This is a genomic window from Planococcus halocryophilus, assembly GCF_001687585.2.
GTDB classification, from domain to species: domain Bacteria; phylum Bacillota; class Bacilli; order Bacillales_A; family Planococcaceae; genus Planococcus; species Planococcus halocryophilus.
The window spans coordinates 2,578,381-2,604,290 of the sequence record NZ_CP016537.2 but is presented as its reverse complement, the minus strand read 5'-3'; the positions used below and the strand labels follow the sequence as shown (position 1 = coordinate 2,604,290).

At 38.2% G+C, this 25,910-nt stretch carries 23 protein-coding genes; 18 read left to right on the top strand and 5 right to left on the bottom strand.

The features are described 5' to 3' along the window. Positions 1–66: 66 nt before the first annotated feature. Positions 67–582, top strand: coding sequence for a DUF6241 domain-containing protein (locus BBI08_RS13025; protein ID WP_008497005.1), 516 nt, complete (start codon positions 67–69; stop codon positions 580–582). Between the two features lie 105 nt (positions 583–687). Here BBI08_RS13025 and BBI08_RS13020 read toward each other — a convergent pair whose 3' ends face one another. After that, the gene (locus BBI08_RS13020) at positions 688–1,512 is read right to left on the bottom strand and encodes an aldo/keto reductase (protein ID WP_008497006.1); all 825 of its coding nucleotides are present in this window, start codon (positions 1,510–1,512) and stop codon (positions 688–690) included. 741 nt (positions 1,513–2,253) lie between these two features. Here BBI08_RS13020 and BBI08_RS13015 point away from each other — a divergent pair. From BBI08_RS13015 to BBI08_RS12990, 6 genes are all read left to right on the top strand, one after another. Next, positions 2,254–2,493, top strand: coding sequence for a hypothetical protein (locus BBI08_RS13015; RefSeq protein ID WP_008497008.1), 240 nt, complete (start codon positions 2,254–2,256; stop codon positions 2,491–2,493). Between the two features lie 159 nt (positions 2,494–2,652). Next, a complete protein-coding gene (locus tag BBI08_RS13010; protein ID WP_008497009.1) occupies positions 2,653–4,389 on the top strand; it encodes a DNA/RNA non-specific endonuclease in 1,737 nt (578 codons plus the stop codon). Positions 4,390–4,676: 287 nt separating this feature from the next. Further along, a complete protein-coding gene (locus BBI08_RS13005) occupies positions 4,677–5,618 on the top strand; it encodes an acetamidase/formamidase family protein (protein WP_008497010.1) in 942 nt (313 codons plus the stop codon). 164 nt (positions 5,619–5,782) lie between these two features. Then, on the top strand, positions 5,783–6,787 hold the full coding sequence (locus tag BBI08_RS13000) for a GNAT family N-acetyltransferase (RefSeq protein WP_008497012.1): 1,005 nt from the start codon (positions 5,783–5,785) through the stop codon (positions 6,785–6,787). Between the two features lie 178 nt (positions 6,788–6,965). Then, entirely contained in the window at positions 6,966–7,928 is a 963-nt protein-coding gene (locus tag BBI08_RS12995; RefSeq protein ID WP_065528188.1) for a DegT/DnrJ/EryC1/StrS aminotransferase family protein, read from the top strand. Positions 7,929–8,221: 293 nt separating this feature from the next. Beyond that, positions 8,222–9,196, top strand: coding sequence for a N(5)-(carboxyethyl)ornithine synthase (locus BBI08_RS12990; RefSeq protein WP_330217532.1), 975 nt, complete (start codon positions 8,222–8,224; stop codon positions 9,194–9,196). Between the two features lie 45 nt (positions 9,197–9,241). Here the strand turns inward: BBI08_RS12990 and BBI08_RS12985 are convergent, their stop codons facing one another. After that, the gene (locus BBI08_RS12985; protein ID WP_065528187.1) at positions 9,242–10,003 is read right to left on the bottom strand and encodes an SGNH/GDSL hydrolase family protein; all 762 of its coding nucleotides are present in this window, start codon (positions 10,001–10,003) and stop codon (positions 9,242–9,244) included. Positions 10,004–10,196: 193 nt separating this feature from the next. Here BBI08_RS12985 and BBI08_RS12980 point away from each other — a divergent pair, with 193 nt between their 5' ends. Together BBI08_RS12980 and BBI08_RS12975 are read left to right on the top strand one after the other, a co-directional pair. Continuing rightward, positions 10,197–10,568: a helix-turn-helix domain-containing protein gene (locus tag BBI08_RS12980; protein ID WP_008497018.1), complete on the top strand. Its 372-nt coding sequence runs from the start codon at positions 10,197–10,199 to the stop codon at positions 10,566–10,568. 154 nt (positions 10,569–10,722) lie between these two features. Further along, on the top strand, positions 10,723–11,916 hold the full coding sequence (locus BBI08_RS12975) for a cation:proton antiporter (RefSeq protein WP_008497019.1): 1,194 nt from the start codon (positions 10,723–10,725) through the stop codon (positions 11,914–11,916). Positions 11,917–11,961: 45 nt separating this feature from the next. Here the strand turns inward: BBI08_RS12975 and BBI08_RS12970 are convergent, their stop codons facing one another. Then, a complete protein-coding gene (locus BBI08_RS12970) occupies positions 11,962–13,938 on the bottom strand; it encodes a putative bifunctional diguanylate cyclase/phosphodiesterase (protein ID WP_008497020.1) in 1,977 nt (658 codons plus the stop codon). Between the two features lie 296 nt (positions 13,939–14,234). Between BBI08_RS12970 and galU the strand changes: the two genes are divergently transcribed. After that, the gene (gene galU, locus BBI08_RS12965; RefSeq protein WP_065528186.1) at positions 14,235–15,116 is read left to right on the top strand and encodes a UTP--glucose-1-phosphate uridylyltransferase GalU; all 882 of its coding nucleotides are present in this window, start codon (positions 14,235–14,237) and stop codon (positions 15,114–15,116) included. 121 nt (positions 15,117–15,237) lie between these two features. Here galU and BBI08_RS12960 read toward each other — a convergent pair whose 3' ends face one another. Further along, complete coding sequence (locus BBI08_RS12960; RefSeq protein WP_008497021.1) at positions 15,238–15,528, bottom strand: polysaccharide deacetylase family protein; 291 nt, start codon at positions 15,526–15,528, stop codon at positions 15,238–15,240. Positions 15,529–15,746: 218 nt separating this feature from the next. Here BBI08_RS12960 and BBI08_RS12955 point away from each other — a divergent pair, with 218 nt between their 5' ends. The 5 genes from BBI08_RS12955 (at position 15,747) to galE (ending at position 20,290) form a co-directional block, all read left to right on the top strand. Continuing rightward, a complete protein-coding gene (locus BBI08_RS12955) occupies positions 15,747–16,751 on the top strand; it encodes a peptidoglycan bridge formation glycyltransferase FemA/FemB family protein (protein WP_008497022.1) in 1,005 nt (334 codons plus the stop codon). Between the two features lie 181 nt (positions 16,752–16,932). Beyond that, positions 16,933–17,412 carry a VanZ family protein gene (locus BBI08_RS12950; RefSeq protein ID WP_008497023.1) on the top strand — a complete coding sequence of 160 codons (480 nt, stop codon included), beginning with the start codon at positions 16,933–16,935 and terminating at the stop codon, positions 17,410–17,412. 187 nt (positions 17,413–17,599) lie between these two features. Further along, positions 17,600–17,833 carry a hypothetical protein gene (locus BBI08_RS12945; RefSeq protein WP_065528185.1) on the top strand — a complete coding sequence of 78 codons (234 nt, stop codon included), beginning with the start codon at positions 17,600–17,602 and terminating at the stop codon, positions 17,831–17,833. Between the two features lie 135 nt (positions 17,834–17,968). Continuing rightward, positions 17,969–19,096: a right-handed parallel beta-helix repeat-containing protein gene (locus tag BBI08_RS12940; RefSeq protein ID WP_008497026.1), complete on the top strand. Its 1,128-nt coding sequence runs from the start codon at positions 17,969–17,971 to the stop codon at positions 19,094–19,096. A 228-nt stretch (positions 19,097–19,324) separates the two neighbouring features. Then, a complete protein-coding gene (gene galE / locus BBI08_RS12935) occupies positions 19,325–20,290 on the top strand; it encodes a UDP-glucose 4-epimerase GalE (RefSeq protein WP_008497027.1) in 966 nt (321 codons plus the stop codon). Between the two features lie 36 nt (positions 20,291–20,326). Here galE and BBI08_RS12930 read toward each other — a convergent pair whose 3' ends face one another. Beyond that, positions 20,327–21,280 carry a GNAT family N-acetyltransferase gene (locus BBI08_RS12930; protein WP_237146541.1) on the bottom strand — a complete coding sequence of 318 codons (954 nt, stop codon included), beginning with the start codon at positions 21,278–21,280 and terminating at the stop codon, positions 20,327–20,329. A gap of 392 nt (positions 21,281–21,672) precedes the next feature. Between BBI08_RS12930 and BBI08_RS12925 the strand changes: the two genes are divergently transcribed. The 3 genes from BBI08_RS12925 to BBI08_RS12915 all read left to right on the top strand — a co-directional run bounded on the left by BBI08_RS12925 (position 21,673) and on the right by BBI08_RS12915 (position 25,879). Beyond that, entirely contained in the window at positions 21,673–22,797 is a 1,125-nt protein-coding gene (locus tag BBI08_RS12925; RefSeq protein ID WP_008497029.1) for a right-handed parallel beta-helix repeat-containing protein, read from the top strand. Positions 22,798–22,997: 200 nt separating this feature from the next. After that, positions 22,998–23,909 (top strand): glycosyltransferase family 2 protein, encoded by a 912-nt coding sequence (locus BBI08_RS12920; protein ID WP_065528184.1) that lies wholly within the window; start codon positions 22,998–23,000, stop codon positions 23,907–23,909. A 491-nt stretch (positions 23,910–24,400) separates the two neighbouring features. Further along, positions 24,401–25,879 (top strand): lipopolysaccharide biosynthesis protein, encoded by a 1,479-nt coding sequence (locus BBI08_RS12915; protein ID WP_065528183.1) that lies wholly within the window; start codon positions 24,401–24,403, stop codon positions 25,877–25,879. Positions 25,880–25,910: the final 31 nt, after the last annotated feature.

The following is a 25,910-nucleotide window of genomic DNA, read 5'->3' as shown; positions in this document are numbered from 1 at the left end:
TGTGTCGTTCATACTAGAATAGGAATATCGTCGTACATAGAAAGACTAAAGCAAGGAGCTGCAGAAATGAAATCGGTACTAAAAACGAGCGCAATAACGATTGGCGTATTAGCTCTACTAGTTGCGGGCGGCTATTATTTTCTCGCGCAAGGTTCTGCAAAAGGCGGAGACATAACGAAAGTAGCCGAAGAAATTGCAAAAAGCGATAACAAAGAGGTCGCCGCAGACAAAGATGATGAGAAAGTTGACAGTGCCGACCTCAAAATGAGTGAAGGCGAACTGCAAGTTTATATGCACCAAATGACACACCAAAAAATTACCGCTAGTGAAAAGAAAGGCGCAGTTGAAATGACACCTGAACACATCGACGGGTTACTGACGATTGTTAACGCCTATGCTGATCAGTACGAACATAGTGATTTTTACTTGGCCACATTAACGAAATGGAAAGAAGGCAACTTTTCAAATGCCGTCGATGTCCACAATACTATTTGGGACTGGCATAAAGGTACAGTCGGCAGAGCGACAGGATTTATGACGCCTGAGCAAGAGCAAGATTTTGTGGAGAGAAAGTTTAAGTAGTAACATAAAAAGAGGCGACCTTTAACTAAGGCCGCCTCTTTCTTTTTGGTACCATTTTGCACCATCATTGATGTGCAAAATGGTCAATGTATGGATGGGGAATTATTATCGTACATTCATGTCATTTGGGTGTGGTCCGTTGCGGCGCTCTTTGTTTAACGCATTGATCGCTTCCATTTCCTCGTCGCTCAATTCAAAATCAAAGACATCAAAGTTCTCTTCAATGCGTGACGGCGTTACCGATTTTGGAATAGCAATGGTGTTGTTTTGCAAATGCCAACGCAACACAACTTGAGCCGGAGACTTTTCTTTCGACTCCGCAATTTTAGTGATGGTCGCATCTTTCAACACGTCGCCACCTTGTTCAAGCGGGCTCCAAGCTTCCAAGAAAATATCGTGTTTCGCACAAAATTCTTTCAAACTCGTTTGCGCCAAGTATGGGTGGCATTCTACTTGGTTCAATACTGGCGGAACATCGCATTCATCCAATAAACGCTGCAAATGTTCAGCTTCAAAATTACAAACACCAATCGCTTTCACGCGGCCATCGTTATATAACTTTTCTAATGCTTTATATGTTTCAACATAGTTATCAAATTCCGGAGTCGGCCAATGAATCAAATACAAATCTACATAATCAAGCCCCAGGCGGCTCAAACTTTCATCAAATGCACGTAAGGTATTGTCGTAACCTTGGTCCGTGTTCCAAACTTTTGTCGTGATAAACAAATCTTCGCGCGGAATTTTTGTATCCTGCAACGCACGTCCAACGCCAATTTCGTTCGTATAAATCATTGCAGTATCGATAGAAGTATAGCCCGTCTCTAACGCTTTCGCTACAACTTTTGTTGCCTCATCGTTCTCCACTTGCCACACGCCAAAGCCTAGTTGCGGCATTTTTAATCCATTATTTAATGTAATAAAATCCATTTTGCATAGCCCCTTTTTATGTATAGTCAGTACAATTATTAGTGTACCCTATATTTCTTGGTAATAAGCACCATTTTGACTTGAAGAGGCTAGATCCCCTCGGAAAGTGCGTCCTTGCGCTTTCCTGGTCTTGGGTAATAAAGGTTTTGAACTTTGGTGGAGAGGAAGAAAATGGGCATACTGTCCGGTTCAAGTCGAATACTGTCGGAATTGAGTGAAATACTGTCGGAATCAACCCGAATACTGTCCAAATCACACCAAATACTGTCCGCAGCCTATTCCCCAGCGGAAAGCGCGTCCTTGCGCTTTCCTGGTCTTGGGTAATAAAGGTTTTGAACTTTGGTGGAGAGGAAGAAAATGGGCATACTGTCGGAATCGAGTAGAATACTGTCCTAATTGACCGAAATACTATCGGAATCAACCCGAATACTGTCCAAATCACACCAAATACTGTCCGGAGCCTATTCTCCAGCGGAAAGCGCGTCCTTACGCTTTCCGGGTTTTGGGTAAGAAAGGTTTTGAACTTTGGTGGAGAGGAAGAATATGGGCATACTGTCCGGTTCAAGTCGAATACTGTCGGAATTGAGTGAAATACTGTCGAGATGCGCCCGAGTACTGTCCAAATCACACCAAATACTGTCCGCACCAGCAAAACAGCTCCAAAATCCGCCTCACAAAAAATGATTATTCCCCAACACAAAGGGTAAAGTACAACCAACTACACTCTTGGAGGGATAACAAATGACAAACAACTCACAAGGAAAGAACACCGATCATCAAAAAGACGAAAACGATTCGACCGTCGAAAAAATTATCGAGAAAACGACCGAAATGTTAGGCGGTGGCGATGAAGGATGGGAATCTCCGGGGAAAGCTGAAGTCCATAACACACCTAATGAATCTCCAGATTATGTTCCCACCGAAGACAAAGTAATTCGCGACCCAAATACAGGCGAAAAAAAAGTCATGAAAGATAAATAACCTGAACGCAAAAGAAAACTCATTCCACACCAAGGAATGAGTTTTCTTTGTGCAATTATGATAAACTTTTCTTAAGGTTAATTATTAGAATATTTAATTTATAAAATGAAAATATGACCAAAAATAGATAAACACACTCACCAAAAGGGGATGAATTTAGTGGTAAACAAAATGGACAAGATCCAACAACAAGCCTTACAACGGTATTTGAAATTTGCAAAAGAGCACAAAGCCGAAAAATATGAAGCGGCTTCAGAAGAAAAAATGATGACGCGGTCGAGCATTATCAATCACCACGACAATTTGGCGATTGAGCGCATCATCAACAAAAGCGATTTGTTTCCGATTGCACATTTGCAGGCAGGACTCGATGTCAGTAAAGCAGTTTGCCGCATTTCAATTCGTGGTCGCTCAGGGCAACTTGAAGGATACGGTACTGGATTTCTCGTAGGACCGAATCTTTTACTCACGAACAATCATGTACTGGAAACGGCTGAAGCGGCGATGTATGCGGTGGCGGAATTTAATTATGAAGATGATGTTCATTTTATGCCACGGGACATAATCAGTTTCCGATTAGATCCGGAGCTATTATTTATTACCGACGAAGCGCTAGATTTCACGTTAGTCGCAGTCGAATCTCATAATATGAATACAGTGCCGCTCGCAACTTTCGGTTATTTGCCGTTGCTGCCAAAGCCAGGGAAGATTTTGGAAGGTGAATATGTCACTATCATTCAACATCCAAAAGGCGGTCCAAAAGCCATTACTATTCGTGAAAATGAAGTCAAGTTTATCTCTTCTGATTTTGTTCATTATGTGAGCGATACCGAGCCTGGTTCATCAGGTTCACCTGTTTTCAATGATCAGTGGATGGTTGTCGCATTACACCATGCGGGCATACCAGATCCGAACGACAGCAACCAATGGATTGCCAATGAAGGCATTCGCATTAGCTCCATTATTCAACACTTGAGTGAAAAACGCAGCAGTTTAGAAACAGAGCAAGCACGCAAAATGCTCGATTATTTGCTATCAGTCGTTATGCCCGGATCAACGACAACTCCGATGGAAGTAGGCGTCTTGGACGAGGATTGGTATGCAGAAGCAACAGGATATAACAGTGAATTTTTAGGTCCGGATTTCATTGTGCCATTGCCGCAATTTGATGAAGAGATGAAAAAAGATCTAGCGACAACGACGGACGGCAAGGAGGCACTCGATTACACCCACTTTTCGGTCGCCATGAGCAAGTCGCGTCGTCTTGCTTTTTTCACGGCCGTAAACATCGATGGCGATCAACTCGTCGATGTCAAACGACGAAACGACCGCTGGTATTTTGATCCGCGTATCGATAAAGCGTACCAGTTGGGCAATGAATTCTATAAGTCGAACGATATCGACCGCGGTCATCTCGTGCGACGCCGGGATCCCAATTGGGGCATTGATGCCGTGAAAGCCAATGAACACACATTCCATTTCACCAATAGTTCGCCACAACATAAAAATTTCAATCAAAAAGTATGGCTCGACTTAGAAGATTATTTGCTCGATAACGCACGCGACCACGATATGAAAGTGACGATTTTCACAGGGCCGGTGTTCAGAGACACTGACCGTGCCTACCGAGATGCGCAAATTCCAAATCAGTTTTGGAAAGTGGCAGTCATGGTAAAAGACGGCACCGAATTGTCAGCGACCGCTTATTTACAAACACAGGAAAATTTGATTGTTGGTGATTTGGAATTTGTTTACGGTCAGTTTCAAACGTATCAAGTACCGGTTACAAAAATTGAAGAGCTAACTGGTCTTGATTTGGGTGAATTGCGTCAAGCAGATCCCTTCGCAGAAGGCCAAGTGGCTCTCGTTTCGAACCGGGAGGATATCTTGCTGTAACAGTAATTTTGATGATAAAAATACCCATAACCTTGTCGCTCAATACAACTTCTTGCACGACAAGGTTTTATTAAATTTAAGTTTTAAAAATCTGAATTATCCAATAGACGTGATAAACTGACGATAGACAACCCAGAATCTCAGACGGTTTACTATTATCTGAACGGGGGATTTTCATCGGCTCAAGGCATTTATAGGATTTTAGAGGAACGGTTTTGGAGTTTGGAGAGTATTCCACATGAATTAAAAAAATCAAAAAATGTTCAATCTAGAAAGGATGACGATTCGTGACCAATAGACATAAGTTTCCAGAAGACCGTGTGCATTATACATGGGACAAGAATCCGCAGCCGGTATTGACCATCGACAGTGGAGATCAAGTGGATTTTTCTACGCGGGAAGTGGCCGACAATCAGTTTACTAAAAACTCTACGACTAAAGACATTGATACACTCGACTGGGCAAAAGTATACCCGCTCGCAGGACCTGTCGAAATCCGAGAGGCAGAACCGGGAGACACATTGGAAGTCGAAATTGTCGAGCTAGAACCGGGAGACTGGGGATGGATGGCAATCTTGCCAGGGCTCGGGCTATTGCCGGAAGAATTTCCAGATGCCTACTTAAGGACTTTCGATTTGAGCGATGGACAATTTATTCATTTCAATGAAACCATCAAAGTGCCAATCGCTCCTTTTCTTGGCACAATGGGTGTTGGTCCAGAAAATGCCGATGGACAAACGATTATGCCACCCGGAACATTTGGTGGCAATATGGACACGAGACATTTGACTGTCGGTACAAAATTGTATTTACCTGTACAAGTGCCGGGTGCGATGTTTAGCTGCGGAGATGCCCATGCAGCGCAAGGAGATGGAGAAGTTTGTGTGACCGCCCTTGAATGTCCGATGCAAGCATCATTGAAATTTCGTCTAATCAAAGGCAAATCGATTCCCGCTCCACAATTTCAAACAGCTGGTGCACTAACACCGAAAGTCGACCACCGAGGCTTTTATGGCACGACCGGTGTGGGACCCGATTTAATGGAAGCGTCACGCGACGCTATCCGTGCAATGGTGGATCATATCTCTAGTAATTACGGACTTGAACCAAAAGATGCATACCTATTATCAAGTGTTTGCGTTGATCTGAAAATTTCTGAAATCGTGGATGCTGGACAATATATTGTGAGTGCGCTGTTACCACTTGCTGTATTTCAAGAGAATGAATAAACAGAAACGACGCTGCCAAATTTGGGGCGTTTTTTTTATTAATAACAAAAAGATTTCTTAATTATCTGTATAATTAGTTAATTTGATGATAAAATTACAGTAGGTTTACATCTATGTTTGAAACGAATCCTTCAATTAGTTTTATTAAGGAAGAGGTCATGCGGATGAAAGACATTTATTTTGAGAAAGAATATGCACAGTTGTATGAAAAAATTGAAAACGGTATCTGTGAAGAGTTTGTTTTCAAACATCCACAAGGGACAATAAAACATTTGTTTATCAAACGTGAAATTCCAATCAAGCTAGATGGTCAAGTATTCTATGATCTTGTGACCCCTTATGGCTATGGAGGTCCACGAATCGTCGAGAGTAGATATGAAGATAAAGTGGAGTTGGTGAACGCTTTCGAGCAGCGATTTGGAGAGTATTGTCTCGAAAATGGCATTGTTTCTGAGTTTGTCCGTTTTCATCCCATCATGAGAAATCACTTAGATTTCTCTAATTGTTACGAGCTGGTTTTCAAGCGCAAGACCATTCAAACACGACTCGATAAAATTGACAATCCCATTCTCACAGAGTATTCGGCTTCAAGTAGAAGGGACATACGGCATGGCTTAAAAGCAGGTGTAGAATACCGTGTGATTAATCACCCAAAAGACTTGAAAAATTTTAAAGAGCTATATTATTCTACTATGCAACGAAACGCAGCTGAAATGATTTACTATTTCGATGACGCATATTTTCAGCGTTGTATCGATAAGCTTGGTGACTATTTAGTAGTTGTTGAAGTGCGTTTTGAAGACAAGGTGATTGGCATGAGTTTAAATTTTGTTTATGGAGATTATATCCACGTTCATCTTACTGGTACGCGTCAGGAGTTTCATCATTTTGCACCGGCTTATATTTTACAATATGCACTTGCCTTGTGGGGAAAAGAGCATGGTAAAAAGCTAATTCATCATGGCGGAGGACGAACAGGAAAAGTGGATGATAAACTTTATCTTTTTAAAAAGAAATTCGGCCGTAATGAAGATTTAGCGTATTATATTGGTCAAAAAATTTGGAATCAACTGGTGTATGAACGATTATGCCATGCCCAAAACATTTCAAACGATTCCGATTCATTTCCTGCTTATCGGAGCATGAAATCTTCAATTCCCATAAACTAAGCTAGCACGAGTGTTTGATTTTCCTCGTGAGGTGCACTCTTTAGCCCAAAAGGTGCGGAAAACGTGCTGCGAGGTGCGGAAGTCAATCGCAGAGGTGCGGTCTTGGTCACAAAAGGTGCGGTTAACAACAATTAAGGTGCGGTCAGCCCAAACGCGGCCGATGAAAGGAAGATTTACTATGAAAGAAATCGGTGGCTATTTTGGTTTGGAGGATTTGATTCATCAAGAATTTTACAGTGATTTGCTCGCCCTCAACAGTGGCAGCAACGCGTTGCTGTATTTATTAAAAGCGCGTCAAATTAAAAAAATACACATTCCTTATTATTTATGTGACTGCATCAGTATCTTGTTGGACAAACAGGGTTATGAATATGAATACTATTATGTAGATTCTCAGTTCCAACCGATTTTTGACAAACAATTGGCGCAAGATGAGTACTTATATGTCGTGAATTTGTATGGTCAAATTACAGAAGAAAAAACACGAGCATTAAAAGCACGTTATAACCAGTTGATTTTAGATCATAGCCAAGCCTTTTTTCAAAAACCGATAGAAGGCATAGATACCATTTATTCGTGTCGTAAATTTTTCGGTGTGCCGGACGGCGCTTATTTAGCGACCGATGCTGTGCTATCTGAAAAAATAGAGCAGGACGTTTCAAAAGATCGCATGGTGCATGTACTTGGCCGAGCGGAAGGAAAAGCGAGCGATTATTATGCTGATTTCATAGCCATTAACGATAATCTTTCTGTAGTGCCACTTCGTACCATGTCGAAATTGACAAGCAATTTAATGGGGGCCGTAGATTACGAGCGCGCACGCCAAATTCGCAATGAAAACTATGCTTATTTAAGCGAGCAGTTCGCGGCAGAAAATCCGCTGCTACTAACGGTGCCAGATGGCGCGTTTGCCTATCCGCTTTTGGTCGAAGACGGGCCAGCGATTCGGAAAAGGTTAGTGCAAGAAAACATCTACATTCCGCTGTTGTGGCCAAATGTTCTTGTGGATTGTCCAAAGACCAGCATTGAATATCAATACGCTGCCAATATTTTACCTTTGCCTTGTGATCAGCGATATACCATTGAGGACATGTCTTACTTAGTGAATGCACTAAAAAGTCAGCTCGTTTACAAAGAGTAAGAAATGCTCTCAAAACCAACCCGGTTTTGGGAGCGTTTTTTATAAAAAATTCCAGAAATTTTTCAAATCAACAAAAAAATTATAATACATCTGTGCACACGTACTATATTTATTTTCAATCATCATTACAAAGTCCTTATAATGTTTCCGGAATATGGTATGATGCAGAGTAGGTCAGCTTTTCGGAAGAGGCATGCGAAAACAATTATTGAATATTGTTCGGTCGCTGTTCTAGGACATGCCTATTATATGCAGACCAAGAGTTACAGATTTCATTAATTGGAGGTTTTATTATTTACACGATAGGATTTGTCATCAGTCATAAAAACAACGAAAAACGAAGAGCACTTTTGCCGAAAGATATGCCGAACATCAAAAACATGGAACAATTGTTTTTTGAAGTGGGCTATGGCGATGCGCTTGGTTATTCAGATGCAGAATATGAAGTTTCTGGCGCACAATTTGTGTCTCGCGAAGAAGTATTGAAATGTGACGCAATTGTTGATGTGAAACTAGGAAACGCAGATTATTTTGATCAATTAACACCCGGGAAATTATTAATTGGTTGGGCTCACGCTGTACAAGATATCGCGTTTACAGATTCCGTTCTTGCAGGAGACCATACAGTGGTGGCTTGGGAAGAAATGTTCGAAGATGGTCGTTATATTTTCTACCGCAACCGTGAAGTTGCTGGGGAAGCAGCTGTTTTGCAAGCGTACCAATATGTTGGGAAAATGCCATATGAAACAAAAGTGGCGGTTCTTGGAAATGGTCACACAACAAAAGGTGTACTCCGTATTCTTCACGGCTTAGGTGCAGATGTGGATGTTTACGGACGTAAGTTAGAGTCGTTGTTTATTAAAAACATGGTCAATTACGATGTTCTCGTGAACTGCGTCATGTGGGATACAACACGTACGGATCGCATCATTTATAAAGAAGATTTAAAACGCTTGAAAAAAGGCGCAATGATTATTGATGTGAGCTGCGACCCGAACATGGAAATTGAAACGTCTCGCCCATCAACAATTGATGATCCTGTTTATACAATAGACGGCATTATTCATTACACAGTAGACAATACGCCGGCTATGTTCCCACATACGGTGACGAAAGTATTGAGCGAAGGATTCTCGCCGATGGTCGATCATTTTGTTGAAGGCAATTGGACGGACATGATTCGCAATTCTGTGGTCATTGAAAAGGGCCATATCCTCGATCACCATATTAAAGAATTTAGAGAAGCTAGAAACCTATTAGTAAAATAAATTCGAAAAAGCGTCCAGTGATCAATTGATCGCTGGACGCTTTTATTACGGTTGGATGATTTCTGAAGTGAAGTAAGTTTTAAACTGCTCCGATAGGTAAGCTTGACCTTTAATATTCGGATGCAACTTGTTTTGCATCAAGTCGAGTTGAGAAATATTTTTGGCATGCACATCATCAGCCATTATTTGATAAAAATCAAATAAGTAAACTTTGTCTTGGCTAGTTAGTTCACGGCTTGCTTGTATATAGCTCTTCATTTTTACGTTGTACTCAACAGAAGTAGTTGGGTTGGGCGTTCGAATCACTACTTCCGTATCACCTGAGGCAACGATTGCTTCGACTATCGCTTGATAATTGGCTGCATACTCTTTTACTGGAATTTTCCAAGCGCCTAATGCATCATTTAAACCTGTAGAAATGACGACTAAATCAGGTGCATGTTTAATGACGTCAGTGTCGATTCTTTTTTTCATATGAGAGACGGTATTTGCGTTCATGCCCGCATTAATAATTTTTACTTGATCCGGATAATTTTTGTTAAACCAATTGGCTAACAAGGCGACATGATTCAAGTTACCATCGGGCAACGAATCGTCTGATGTGACATAATCTCCTAGGAAAACAATTGTCACAGGTTTACCAGATGTTAGCTTAGTTGAAAAGGTGCTAGGCAAGGACTGTGTTTCAACCGTTTTCGTATGAAGAGCATTTTCGTCGGATAATTGAATACGGTTTAAATTTCTTTCACCAGAGATTACGATGAATATGAGGGCAATCAATAATATGTAAATCAATTTTTTAAACATCCTAATACCCACCTTTCACTTCTGTATTAATTCAATTTTACCACAACTCGAATATGAATTAGTTGAAATTTCAGATTTTTTATAGGTATTTAGCTTCGAAATCAATTATAGCGTTATTTTACTAGTTTGCCGGCGAGTTTGAGCGGGGTAATATAGGAGATGTAGCCACTAAAGAAATTAAGGAGGCGATAAAATGGAGAGAATAGGACCAAAAATAAGAGAGTTAAGAGAAAATCATCACTTGAGCGTAGATGATTTAGCTTTAAAATTAGGCATTGCCAAATCGGTAGTTTGGGGGTATGAAAGTGGCAAAAAGCAAGTGAGCGTTTCCCATTTGCAATTGTTAGCCGATTATTTTAAGGTTACTGTTGATTTTTTATTGGAACGCAATCAAAACACCAATCAACTTGATTTTATACAATTAATCGATTTAAATTCGGTTAATTTAGTAGTAGATGATCATCCATTAAGTAAAGAAGAGTTAGCGGATGTCACCTCCTATTTGCAAGTTAAACGCCGTTTAAAAGAAGACGATATGTTGCAAGATAAGAAAACTGCAAAATAAAGACCAAATAAATAGCGGTTTTTCCGCAAACTCTTCTTATCAATATAGAAACAACCGGACCGTAACTACTAGACGGTCCGGTTGTTTTGTTTAATAGTATAGCTTTACGGGAACTTTGGTACTTACGGATGTTTCACTTTTGGAGGGGATGACGTTGTCGGCAGCGCTCGTGACGATTTTGTTGTGTATAGGTTATTTAGTATTCACCATTGATAAAAAACAAGAAAACTTCCCAGTGCCGGTCGTGCTCGTATTAATCGGCATAGGCTTATCTTTTATCCCATATTTTACAGGCATCAAAGTGACAGAAACCTTGATTTATGACGTTTTTTTGCCGGGCTTACTTTTTGTGTCCGCTTATCAGTTTTCGGCAAAAGCTTTGCGGGAAAATGCAGGCATTATCGGCTTGTTAAGTACCGCTGGTCTCGGTTTAACCGTTGTCCTAGTGGGACTGGCAATTTATTGGATTGGCGGATGGTTTTTTTCTATTTCATTAGCTGGAGCGTTTGTGGCAGCCGCCATTTTGGCACCAACAGACCCGGCTTCTGTCGTGTCCATTTTAAAAAAATCATCACCTGATAAAAATATTGCAGATATTGTCGATGGGGAATCGATGATTAATGATGGCACGAGCATTGTATTATTTAGTGTTTTATCAGCGATGTATTTGCAATCCGAATCACTTGATGTAGTTGCTGCATTAGGTGAATTTCTTTATGTTTCTGCAGGTGGTGTGATTCTGGGTGTTACAGTCGGATGGCTACTAAGTAAGGCCGTTCACATCACGCATCACAAGGATTACCAAGTCATGCTCAGCATTGTACTTGCTTACGGTGCGTTCCAACTGGCAGAAAGCTTTGGATTTTCAGGTGTATTGTCGACTGTTTCAGCAGGTATTATGTTGTCGTGGGAGTTTTCTCATGCTAATAAAGAAGATCATTACCGCGAAGCGCTTTCGGGGTTTTGGAGTGTTGTAGAGCCTTCATTGCTGGCATTATTGTTTTTACTAATTGGCATTGAAGCTACAAAATACTTATCATGGGACAATTGGATACTAGCAATTTTGATATTATTTGCGAGTATTGCCATTCGCTTTGTCATAGTCGGTAGTAGTTTTAAAATATTGGCAGGTAAACAACATAGCCCAATTTGGAAAAAAGCATTGCTTATTTCTTGGTCCGGGATAAGAGGGTCCATGTCGGTTTTCTTATTGTTGCAACTAGGAGCCATGGCAAATGGCGAGATTGCAAGCGAACTAATTTCGCTCAGTTTTTCAGTCGTTATTTTATCTTTAATCATTCAAAGTCTTGGCATTCATCCATTATCAAAAATGCTAGATAGCAAATAAAATAGCCCATGCCGAAAATTTAACTTCTCGGCATGGGCTATTTTATTAAACTTTGGAATACAATTCTTCAATTCTCTCAGGCAATAAGGGCTTTTGGAAATAATAACCTTGTGCTTGATTGCAATGCTTATTTTTTAAGTACACTAGTTGATCTAACGTTTCTACGCCTTCTGCAATAACGTTTAACCCCAAATTGCGTGCCATTTGAATGATGGTATCGACTAAAGCGGCATCTTTAGCATCTTTATTAATGTTACGCGTAAAATATTGATCGATTTTCAAACTATCGATAGGGAACAACTTTAAATAACTTAAAGAAGAATAGCCAGTACCAAAATCATCGATAGATAAATGAATGCCCATTGCTTTTAATTCCTGCATTTTGGTAATAGCGGATGTGGCTCCTTGGATCAGGCTTTCGGTCAATTCAAGCTCAAGAAATTCAGGAGCTAATTGTGCATCTTCTAAAGCCGAAGTAATCACTTCGGAAATATTGCCTTGAGAAAATTGTTTGGCAGAAATATTGACGGCTACACGGAAAGGCTCAACTCCAGCATCTTGCCAAGCTTTTGTTTGTTGACAAGCCGTTCGAAGAACAAACTCACCAATGTGGAGAATCATGCCGTTTTCTTCAGCAATCGGAATAAATTCAGTTGGTGAAATCGGACCTAACTTAGCGTGATTCCAACGAACAAGTGCTTCCACTCCGATAATGCGTTCCGTTTCTATATCGATTTGTGGTTGATAATAAACCGAAAATTCACCAAGCTCCAATCCTTTACGGATGCTCATGGCGATTTTAGATTTTCGCGAGATTAAATCATTCATCTCAGATGTGAAAAATTGAAAGTTGTTTTTGCCTTCTTCTTTTACCCGATACATGGCAATATCAGCATTTTTGACCAAAGTTTCAGAATCCGTACCGTCTGCTGGAAATAAGCTTGCACCGATTGAGGGGGTGATAAATACTTCTTCGTCGTTTAGTGAAAAAGCTTGATTCAACACGTTTAAAATATTTCGCGCGACAGCTTCGGCTTTTGTGTAATTGCTATGGGGTAGCAATAAAATAAATTCATCGCTGCCAAGTCTTGCAAGCGTATCGGCTTTACTAATGCAGGACTTAATACGGTGCGCCACTTCTATTAGTAACTGGTCACCCGTTTGGTGTCCATACGTATCATTGATAAGCTTGAATTGATCAAGATTCAAATACAAAACGGTGTGAATCGTGCTGTTATCAATAGCTTGGTCAAGTGTGGATTCGAGTCGATCATTATATAATCGACGGTTTGGTAAACCCGTGAGCGAATCCAAATAAACTAAATTACTGATTTTTTCCTCGCTATTTCTTCGGTCAGTAATGTCTCGGATAATCAAGCTGTGGTAATCACCTCGGACTGTTTTCCAATATCCTGTAGATAATTCAACTGGGAATTGGTTGCCGTCTTTTTTTAATCCTATAAATTCTCGTGTTGGTCCAGTAAGCTCTTGACTACATGATGGGGGATAAGCGTCAGGAAAGATGATACGCACATTTTGATCGATTACTTCATCTCTATCGTAGCCGAAAAGAGACTCAGCACCTTGGTTCCATTGTGTAATAATTCCATTGTCGTCAGTAACCACAATGCCATCTGTTGCGGTTTCGATAAGAGAATCAAATTGACGGGTATACTCATCAGACAACAATTTTACTTTGTTGCTGTGCAGATTGAATACAGAGAACAGTAAAGTCATCACGATGATTATGCCAATAATATAATTTATATAGTTACTGCTCATCGGGAGCAGTGTTGTAATCAAAGACAAATCAACCGGTAAAGCTGCAATGTCGAAAAATTGAATGGACCAAATTCCAAGTTCCAAAACGAGAGTACCAAACAAAATTCCTTTGACTTTTGTTTTTTCAACTGACTCAAAAAGCGTGTTGTTAATGTTCAACGTGATAGAAGAAGAGCAAAAAACGATAATAATCGAAAAAACGATTATTAGAGAATCATAGGATAATGCTGAAACATTCAACTAATTTACACTTCCTTTGTGTCATGCAGAGTAAATAGATATAGTTTTTTGTGGAAAAATAAAAATATGAAAATAAACAAGGTCAATAGATGTATTTATATTAACATATAAGTAAATACTTTTTACTAATTTTACGAAATCTTTAAATAAATTTAATATAGATTGTGTTTTCTTGATTTAAAATTAGTAATTATAGTGCAATTACTATCGGAACTTTTTAAATATTAGCTTTATAATAGAAAAATGTTATTATTAAACAATAGAAAGCTAAAAAATAAGGATGAGAAGGTGAAAAGATGCGAGTGAAAAAAGCAATAATTCCTGCTGCAGGTCTTGGAACACGATTTCTTCCAGCGACCAAAGCCATGCCAAAAGAAATGTTGCCTATCGTTGATAAGCCGACAATCCAGTACATAGTTGAAGAGGCGATTGCTTCGGGAATCGAGGACATTATTATTGTCACAGGTAAAGGGAAACGTGCCATTGAAGATCATTTCGATCACGCTTTTGAATTAGAAGACAATTTATTTAAAAAAGGGAAAACCGATATGCTGGATTCTGTCTTAGAAACTTCGAATGTAGAAATTCACTATATCCGTCAAAAAGAACCACTTGGTCTTGGTCATGCGATTTGGTCTGCGCGCCGATTTATCGGCAACGAGCCTTTTGCTGTCTTACTAGGTGATGACATTGTGGAAAACGAAGAGCCATGCCTAGCTCAATTGATGAAACAAAGCGAATCGACCGGTAAAAGTGTTATCGGCGTAAAGCAAGTTCCAGAAGACGAAACGCACCGCTACGGTATTATCAACCCAATTTCAATAAAAGGGAAATTGATCAAAGTCGATAGTTTTGTTGAGAAACCACCAGCAGGAACTGCGCCTTCAAATTATGCGATTATGGGTCGTTACATTTTAACTCCCGAAATTTTTGAGTTTCTTGGCCAACACGAACTTGGTGCCGGTGGAGAAATTCAACTGACAGATGCTATCCAAAAACTCAATGAAGTCCAAGAGGTTTATGCTTATGAGTTTGACGGGCGTCGCTATGATGTCGGTGAGAAATTTGGTTTTATTGAAACGACGATTGAATTTGCTTTAAAACGTCCTGAATTAAGAGAACGGTTGTTGAAGCTTTTCGAGGAAAAGTTAAAAGAATCCATTATCAATGAAAAATAGTGAAAGTAGAAACAAGTTAAAAAAGCAGTGACCATTATTACTTGGTCGCTGCTTTTTTAATCGGATTCAATTTGTTGGATCAATTCCTCACCAGCATACATACCGTCAGCGGTGATTCGTTTTAATTCAAAAAGAGATGAATTTTGGTTATTTGTCCCATTATGAATGGTATCGGCCGATACTCGCCGTAGGGGTAGCTAATTGCGACAACTTTAGTCCCGACATTTTTCTCGCTGGTATTTTTAGCGGTATATAAATCCGTAAATGTACGATCTTCAATTTCTTTTTGCGTTTCTAGTGTGTTTTTGTTAGACAAGCGACTGGTAATCAGTCCACGATTTTGTTGTTGATAGTCGGTTTGTTTAGAATGAGAATCCCACGTATGACTTTGAATACTCATTGTTCCTGTCATTTCTCTAGCTTGTTGCCAAGAAAACTTTTCGTTTCAGCTCATATTTCTATCTAGTATTTAAATATTGAATATTCTAAAAATTTTAATTCCTGCATAGATTTATAATTATTTTGTGCTAAAATAAGTGATAGCAGAATCGGATTTGTAAGAGAATGGGAATTTGTATCTAAAAATAACGAGGCGCTTACAAAAAATAGAAGTGAGGGGGGATCTTCAAGTTGAAAGATATTTATTTTGAAAATGATTACGGTCGCTTATATGAACAGATTGAAAATGGTGTTTGCGAAGTTTTTGAGTTTCAACATCCACTTGGAAAGGTCAACCACTTATTCATAAAGAGGCCTATTTCTATGGACATGACTGAAGAAGCTTTCTACGATATTACAACTCCATATGGATACGGAGGTCCACGTATTGTCGATTGTGAGGAAGTACATAAATCTGAATTAATTCAAGATTTTCAATATGCTTTTGAGGAATACTGTCAAAACGAAAATATTGTCTGTGAGTTTGTCCGGTTTCATCCTTTGTTCTCAAACGCTAAAGATTTTGAAGCTTGTTATGAATTGACGTTTCGTCGCTTTACCACCGGAACAAACTTAAAAGATTATGAAGATCCAGTTAAATCAGAGTTCTCGAGGTCAAAGCAAAAAAGTATTCAAAAAGCTTTAAACGCAGGTGTTGAATACCGTGTAATTGTTGATCCTCCTGACTTAGAAAATTTTAAACACCTCTATTATGAAACAATGAAAAGAAGAGACGCGGCATCAATTTATTATTTTGATGACGCATACTTTAATGGGCTTCTTAAATCATTTGGTAAGAATATTATTGTTGTAGAAGTCCTATATGAAGGGAAAGTGATTGCTAGTGGTTTAAACTTTGTTTATGGGAAGTTTATTCATATTCATTTATCAGGAACTACACAGGAACATCAATATTTATCATCAGCTTTTGTGATGAGATACGCTTTAGTATTATGGGGGAAAGAGCATGGCATGGAGCTTATTCATGAAGGTGGGGGGTTAACAGGCAGCCCTGAAGATCCGTTATATCTTTTTAAAAAGCAATTCGGAAAAAATACCGAATTTCCGTTCTATGTAAGTTATAAAATTTGGAATCAAAAAGTATACGATTTATTGTGTGAAGTTGTTGGTGTGGATAAAGTAAATGCATCTTTTCCAAATTATCGTTCTAAACCATTAAATTTAGTCAAAGATTGACTTGTTTTCGATCCCCAATCGTGTATGAATAAGAGAAGTTTGCGTCTTATAGCAACTTCTCTTTTAATTTTGTACATGAAAGGCATTACGATTTAGAAGGCTCTCAGCTACTACTTTTTTTGAGGATGTTATAATAAAATTTATGGAGTAAAAACGATTATAATAGAAAAGGGTTTGTCATATGAAAATAAATAAACTTGTTTCATGGATTGCAGTTTTTTCTTGGATGGCTGTCATTTTTTATCTTTCTCATCAACCAGGTTCAGCTTCTAGTCACTTAAGTTCTGGTATTGTCACAGCATTGTTAAGTTTTATTGATGGAGTAGCACCTCAGCTAGATATTGATATCGAAAGCTTTCATACGTTTATTCGGAAAAATGCACATTTTATTGCCTATTTCTTACTTGGTTTATTGAGTTTAAATGCTTGGAGAAGTAGCGGGTTTAGAGGGGCTAAACAGTTGATGTTAAGTTTTGGTTTGAGTGTCTTGTTTGCGATAACTGACGAAGTTCATCAATTGTTTATAGAAGGGCGCAGCGGAGAAGTTAGAGACGTTTTGATCGATAGCTCTGGTGTGGGTTTAAGTGTGTTGGTGTATGTGTTATTTTCTAATTTATGGGATTCGAAGAAAGTAAATACAATAAAAAGAAATATAAAATAGAATATTGACAAAAAATAGTTTGGATTTAAGCTGAAAGGTTTATATAATTCCGTATTACTGGTACAAATGAATCTAGTATTTGGTCTGAGTTAAGCGTAAAATGGATTAAATCAGAAAGAATAATGGCAATTGTAAGGAGAAGTGCAATCATGACAGCAACTGGTTTACTTAAAAAGAGGTGGAGTGTATGTGGGCTTTGATAACAGGCGGTTTGATGTTTGGAATGACTGTTATTTTTTCTTTGGGAAAAGCAAGCTCAAGGCGTGAAGAAGCAACTCGCAGTCATCGCGAAGAATTGTTGGCTCGCAGTAATAGCACCGAGACAGAACCACCAACAACAGTAAAAGTGGATACAGAATCGAATGAACAGCGACAATCACATAAAGAAAACTCCGCACGACATCCATCAGAGCAGGTCTGAAGGATGTCGTGTTTTTTAGTATTTATTAACCTTTTTTTTGATATTATCTGAATTGCCAGACAATAAACTGTTATTTTTAACAACAAGTATGTATGATAAGGGAGAAATGAATTTTCGTTAAAGGAGGTGTCTTTGATGAAAGGAAAAACGATTGGATTTCTTTTCCTGGTTTTAATAGGGATGGCTGGTTTTAGTTATTTATTTTTAATAATAGAAAAGATGTCCCAAAATAATGATGCGCAAAATAGTCCTGAAAGTTATAGTGCTAATTTCGATGAAGCTGAAGACAAAACAGTAGAACTTCAAAGCGCCATTGATAATACACCAGCTGGAGGTACATGGGAAATATCTCCTGGAGTTTACAAAGTTACTAAAAACCCTGACCATAAAGCAGTCACGGGATATGGTGATAGTTATTTTGCATTGAAAATTTCAAAGCCGATTACTATTTTAATGGAAGAAGCGATATTCCAAACAGATACCGATGATGAATACGGGGTATTTTGGGTCGATAAAACAGAAGAGGTTCATTTAAAAGGTGGCTTTTTAATGGGAGAACGTTTACCAGAAGACGGATCCCTGACTTCGCATATTGGTATTTTGTTTCTTTACACGAATAATAGTTCAATAGAAAATACTTATTTGAAGAATTTTTCACAAGGTGTTCATCTCAATCATGCGCATCACAACATTGTTAAGGATGTAACTGCTGAATATAACTATGGATCTGGAATCATTAATTTTGATTCAGACGATAACCTTATTGATTCGTGTGTGGTACGAAATTCTGGTGATGGTCATTTGTCTTTATACGGGGGCGGTAAAGACAATCATGTAGTCAATTGCGTTGTTACTGAAGATCGTCCTAACTATGACGACCAACAAGGCATTACTGTAGAAGGTGAGACGAGAAGTTTGGTCGAAAATAATACGGTTAGCGGATTTTACTATGGAATCGATATAAAAAATGACTCAAAATCAAATATCATCAAATCGAATATTTCATTTAACAATGAATACAATATCGCTGTAAGGGGTGGAGATGGCGGCAAGAATCTAGAGTTGCCGAGTTATAATACGCAAATTTTAAACAATATGGTTATTGATCCACGCGATAAATCTTCTTACGGAATTTATGTAGGAGCAGGGAGTGGTCACGTGGTTATTGGCAATACCTTAAATGTCGACAACTTAATTATGCCAGAAGAAGATTTAGCAATTTACGAAAGCCAAAACTATTTTGTAGAAGAAGATGACGACTAAATGTAAATTAGCAGACGCGTTTTCTAATAGAGACATTTATGGCTTTTAGAAAACGTGTTTTATTATTACGAAGTGCGGTTTGGATGGGTTGAGGTGCGGTTATCACCGTGTGAGGTGCGCTCGGAACGAAACAAGGTGCGGTCGCACATTTTCTTAAAATAAACCCACTTGGAAATGGTACAATTGGAAATATAGGAGCTTTATACATATAAAGGAGGTCAACAATTTATGGCGATTTTAGTTTGTGGTGGCGCAGGATATATTGGCAGTCATACCGTCAAAGAATTAGTAAATACATATGAAGTTGTCGTGCTGGACAACTTGACGACCGGTTTTGAACAACTGATCGATCCAAAAGCCACTTTTGTAAAAGGGGATTTAGGGGATTCGGCGATTTTAGATGACATTTTCACTACGCACGATATCGATGCGGTGTTTCACTTTGCAGCCAACAGCTTAGTAGGTGAATCAGTCGGAAATCCATTAAAGTATTACCGCAATAACGTCAGCGCGACTTTAGTATTACTGGAAAAAATGATTGAGCATGGCGTGAAGCGCTTTATCTTTTCTTCCACAGCAGCAACTTACGGCATACCTGATACAGACATGATTACAGAAGAAACAAAAACAAATCCAATCAATCCGTATGGTCGCTCTAAGCTGATGATTGAACAAATTTTAGCTGATTTAGCCAATGTACATGATTTTCAATATGTCGTATTGCGCTACTTTAACGCAGCAGGTGCCCACGAATCTGGCGAAATTGGTGAAAGCCACGATCCAGAATCGCATTTAATCCCTATTGTGCTTCAGCATCTTCTTGGGCAATGCGACAAAATTTCAGTGTTTGGTACAGATTACGAGACGGCTGATGGAACGTGTATTCGTGATTATATCCATGTGACTGATTTGGCGCGTGCGCATATTTTGTCATATGAAGGTATGGCTGGTGGAAAAATTGCGAACAAAACGTACAACCTTGGCAATGGCGCAGGATATTCCGTGAAAGAAATTATTGAAACATGTCAGCAAATATCCGGTAAAAAAGCCACAATCGAATATGCGCCGAGACGTGCGGGAGATCCAGCTGCTCTTGTAGCTTCATCTGATAAAATTAGTGGAGAATTAGGATGGAATCCGGCCTTTGATTTGAACGCAATCATTTCAAGTGCTTGGGCATGGCATTCAAAATAAAAAAAACGGGAAGCAGATTTTTCTGCTTCCCGTTTTCTATGACCAGCGATAAGCTGGGAATAGTCCGCTATCTGAATTAACGTTAGCAGCTTCATTTAATTTGTCATAAATTTCTTTATTCCACACTTTGTTGCCGACATAATAGTCGAATTCAGTATTTTTGCCAAATCTCTTTTTGAATAAATAAAGTGAGTCGTCAGGACCTGGGTTCACACCGCCTCCTGAGTGAATGTATTCAACTCCATGTTCTTGGGCCCATAATACAATGGCGTAGGTCATGACATAAACAGGCGACAAGTGATTGATGTCACCGTCGATAGTGCCCGATAAGTGAGTATGTACATATGGACCTGTGTGGAAATGAAGTTCTGCACCAATCACTTTGGAGTCGAAGATAGCTTCAACTAATATCATTTGTTCACCTAAATTCTCAATCATTTTTGAGAAATATGCATCATCGAATAAGTAGAAGTCTTCAGCACCAACTCGTTTCATTGTTGTGAGGTAGATCTCCTGAAACTGGTCTAGGTTAGATGGATTTTCTGTGATTCGATAAGTTACACCATCCCTTAATGCTTTACGAATTCTTTTGCGGGTCGAGCCCGAAAATTCTTCTTGTATTGGATCTTCAAATCCTTTTAAAGTGATTCCTGTAGTATGACGTCTAAAAAGAACGTTATAGCAAGAGTCGAAATCTTGAGCATTGTTAACTAGTGGGTGGAAACGAACAAATTCGCTGACAATATTATGTTTTAGGCAATAATCTTGAAAGCATTGGCAGAAAAGAGCAACCAGTTCATCTTTACGCGTTTTATCCTTTAGCTCAGTGATAACGGGCCCTCCATAACCATAAGGTGTAAGCAGATCAAAGTATGGTCCGCCTTCCAAAAAAATTGGAACTTCTCTTTTGATAAACTGGTGATAAACCTTACCTAGAGAGTGTTCGAATTCAAAAACTTCACAATTTCCTCCTTCCATTTCTTCATACAATGCGACGTAATCTTTCACAAAAAATAAATCTCTCAAGAGTAAAACCTCATTTCCTTATAATTTTTTAGGAGAATTTTTAAGTTCCCTTTTCTCTAAGATTTCAGCTAAAAGTAATTCATAATCCTGTTAATATAACTAAATTTTCAAAAAATATATTGTTTATTGATTATAGCGAACATTTTAAAGGAATGCGAGTGGATAAAATATTTCTTTAGTCCTGTTTATAAAAAAAATTATAGGCTATAGGTTAGAGTAACGAAGTAAATGGCTATATTTATATAAAAAATATTCAGAAAAATATGCTTTATTAGAGAATTTGACTTATACTATAATTAAGTATGCTTTATACTATTATTCTACGATATAGCGGTTAGGTTGAAGGAGAGCTGTTTATGACCTATAAGAAAATCACTCGCTTGCTTCTTAGCGTAATAGGGATTTTTGGTTTGACTGCCACTGTAATTATGGCGCCGAGTTACTTTCTAGCAAAAGAGAAAAGTGATGCAACTACACAATTTGGAGCAGAAGGTGATGGCGTGATGGATGATACTCAAGCAATTCAACAAGCGATTGATGAAACTCCAATAGGTGGAGAATTGCATATTCCACCGGGAATTTATAAATTGACTAAAAACCCCGATTTAAAGGCTAGTACTGGATATGGAGACAGTTATTTTGCTTTGAAAATTTCTAAGCCAATCACCATTATAATGGAGCAAGCAATTTTTCAGACTGAATCAGCGGGAGAATATGGTGTGTTTTGGATAATGGCAACGGCGGATGTCCATCTAAAAGGTGGTTTTTTGATGGGGGATAAATTGCCTGAAGAAGGAACCTTGATTTCGAATATTGCTATTTTGCTACAGAACAGTCGTGAAAGTTCGATTGAAAATGTTTATACAAAAAATTATTCACAAGGTATCCACTTGCATCATGCTCATAATAATGTCATTCGAAATGTAATAAGTGAATCCAATTATGGTTCGGGTATTATCAATTTTGCATCAGATTACAATACAATAGAATCTTGTGTAATTCGAAATTCAGGAGATGGCCATCTTTCTTTGTTTGGAAAAGGAAAACATAATCTGGTAAAAGGGTGCATGGTTACTGAAGATCGTCCTGGCTACACAGATCAACAAGGCATTACAATAGAGAGTGAAAAAGAAAGCAACATTGAAAAAAATATGGTCAGTGGTTTTTATTATGGTATTGATGTTAAAAATGGTGCAGAATCCAATGTCATTAAAGGAAATGTGGTTTACAATAATGAATATAATATTGCGATTAGACCAGGTGATGGAGGAAAGAATTTGATGACGCCGAGCCACAATATTAGCATACTTAATAATTTGGCTATTAGTCCCCGTGAAAACTCAGAACGGGGGATTTATATTAATATTGGAACTGGGCATATTGTTCAAGGAAATACGATCGAAAAAAATAATCTCATTCTTCGTGATGAAGAGTTGAGAGTAACATATCAACGAGAGAATTTTATAGTAGTTGATGAATAATGTGAAGAATTTTGCATTTATGTAAATTTTTTGTGTAATTTATCTGAATACTCTTTTTATAAAGATTTTCTATGCTAAGATACGTTATGCATAGGGAAATTATCAGCATTTTTTTCAGTTGAATCTAGCGGTCGGGTTTCGGGCTAATTCAGGAAGCTGATGACGAAAACTTACTTAATCTGTAGAGGAGTCTGAAATTTATGGGAAACCGGATAATGGTGAGTATAGAGTGTAATGCTTATAATCATGAAGATTTTATAGCGGAGGCATTAGATAGTATGTTAATGCAGAAAACAGATTTCGCTTATGAAATTTTAATTCATGATGATGCATCTACTGACCGAACAGCTGACATCATCAGAAGTTATGAACAACAGTATCCGGATATCGTCAAACCCATCTACCAAACAGAAAATCAGTATTCACAAGATATTCCTTTTGAGGTGTACAATAGTGAGCGCGCATTAGGAAAGTATACCGCGGTTTGTGAGGGTGATGATTATTGGACGGATCGGGAGAAACTGCAAAAGCAAGTGGATTATATGGAAGCGCATTCGGAATGTAGCATGTGCGTGCATGCTGCAGAAAAGGTCTCTGCCGTAACTAAAAAAAGAGTCGCTACTGTTCGGCCGAGCAATAAGGACAAAATCTTTTCTGTAGAAGAAGTAATTGAAGGTGGTGGGGAACTGTTCGCTACTAACTCGATTATGTATTCTCGCGAAAAAATTCCTGAGATGCCTGAGTTTTACTTGAACGCGACAATTGGAGATTATCCGATTGTTATACTAGGGGCATTAAGTGGAACGGTGTACTACATGGATCGGAACATGGCTGCGTACCGAGTAGAAGTAAAAGGCTCGTGGACAGATTTACACCTTAATGATATTTCTGAAAAGAAAAAGCACCTTCAAGATGTTGCGAATTTGCTCGATGAAGTAAATGTCTATACTAATTTTAAATACGATAACGTCATTAGCTTCACAAAAAAACGTAACAGCTTCTACCTTTTGTTAAAGCAATTGGAAATAAAACAGACATTGAAAAAAGGTTACCGACAGTTCTATACGAAACCAGAATTTTTTAAGCGAATCTTCAAGCGAATCACTATTTAAAAATCACTTTATAATTACATGATTAAGAAAAGTAGTTTCTGAAGCTGGCAACGCCGGCTACTCGAAACTGCTTTTTCTTTTGTTCTTTATATTTGATAAGATTGCAAATTAGTAAAATTGGTATACGAATGATTAGTTAGGATTTATTAGAAAATATTTCTGCAAAACAGTAAGGATATAACAATTATTTGGAGAATGATGCTCAGAAATTATGTTTAATAATCGTTAATATTTCGATGGAAAGAAAAAGAGTGGAATAATTTTCAAAATAAAAAAATAAAAATAATCTAAATTATCTGTTATTTTAGATATGTATTATGTTAGAATGGAAATCAAGTACAAGAATTAAGCATAAAGTAATGTTTTTTAATTGGAGGTAAACCTATTGTTTCAGTAATTAGATTTGATATACCTATTTCGATAGGTATATATTCAGTGTTTTAAGGTTTCTGAATAATTTGGTTTAAGTGGATAGAGATAGGAGCAGGCCTATGAAACAGGAAAACTCATTGAAGAAAAAAACAATCAGTGGACTGCTGTGGAGCTTCGGAGACATGTTAGGCAATCAAGGCATTCAGTTTATTATCCAGATTATTCTTGCGCGATTATTGGCACCTGAGGATTTTGGGTTAATTGGGATGATTTTAGTGTTTGTTGCACTTTCGAATTCGCTTGTCGACAGTGGCTTTACACAAGCATTAATCCGAGATCAAAAAGCCAATCAAACTGATTATTCTACGGTTTTTTATTTTAATTTTGCTGTTTCAATTTTTATTTATGGAGTGCTATTTTTATCGGCACCATTAATCAGCAATTTCTTTGACCAAGCCCAGTTGACGTCTATTATCCGAGTGTTAACACTGGGAGTCATCATTAACGCATTTTCAATTATTCCTAGAGCGATGTTTACTAAAGAAGTGAATTTTAAAGTGCAAGCAAAAATCAATATGGCAGCGAGTATCTTGTCTGGAGTTGTTGCCGTTGTAATGGCCATCTCAGGATTTGGTGTTTGGAGCCTTGTGATTCGCATGCTAGGTATGAATCTAATCCAGGCATTATTACTCGTTTTTTATAGAAGGTGGCTACCTTCACTTACTTTTAGTGTCATCTCGTTCAAGCGTTTGTTTGGATTTGGTTGGAAGCTTCTTGTGTCGGGATTAATTGATACAGCGTATAACAATATTTACTTCTTAATTATCGGGAAGCAATATTCAGCTGGAGCTCTTGGGTATTTCACAAATGCATCTAAATTTAGTGATGTGGCGACGCAATCTTTAACGGCGACAATCCAGCGGGTGACTTATCCAGTGTTAAGTGGAATTCAAGATCAAGAAGAACGGTTAAAGCAAAGTTTTAAAAAGGTCATTAAACTTTCAGGTTTTTTAATTTTCCCACTCATGGTTGGATTAGCAGCGGTAGCAGAGCCATTGATTTACTTGATCTTTGGTGAAAAGTGGATGCCAATGGTGCCATATTTTCAACTTTTATGCATCGCGAGCATGTTGTACCCAATTCATGCTTTAAACTTAAACATTTTGCAAGTTAAAGGACGCTCAGATTTGTTTCTCTATTTAGAAATTATTAAAACAATCATTCCTACGATACTTATTGTTCTTGTTATCTGGATGGATTGGAGCATTACCATATTAGTGGCAACCATGGTTTTAGATTCGCATTTATCATTGTTTATCAATATTTATTTTTCAGGTCGTGAAATATCTTATGGTGTCAAAGAACAGGTTCGAGATCTCTTACCGATTTATACAATTTCATTAGGAATGGGAGCTGTTGTTTATGTTATCGGCAAACTCCTTCCACTATCGGAACTTCTGACGCTAGTTTTGCAGATTGGAATCGGCGCAATTCTTTATATCGCAATTTCAAAACTATTAAAAATTCAGGAGTTTGATACCGTCTACAACTTATTGGTACCGGTCATAAAAAAGATAAAAGCCGTTAAGGCGAGCTGACAAACTTAAAAAGATGCTTATTATGGGAGGG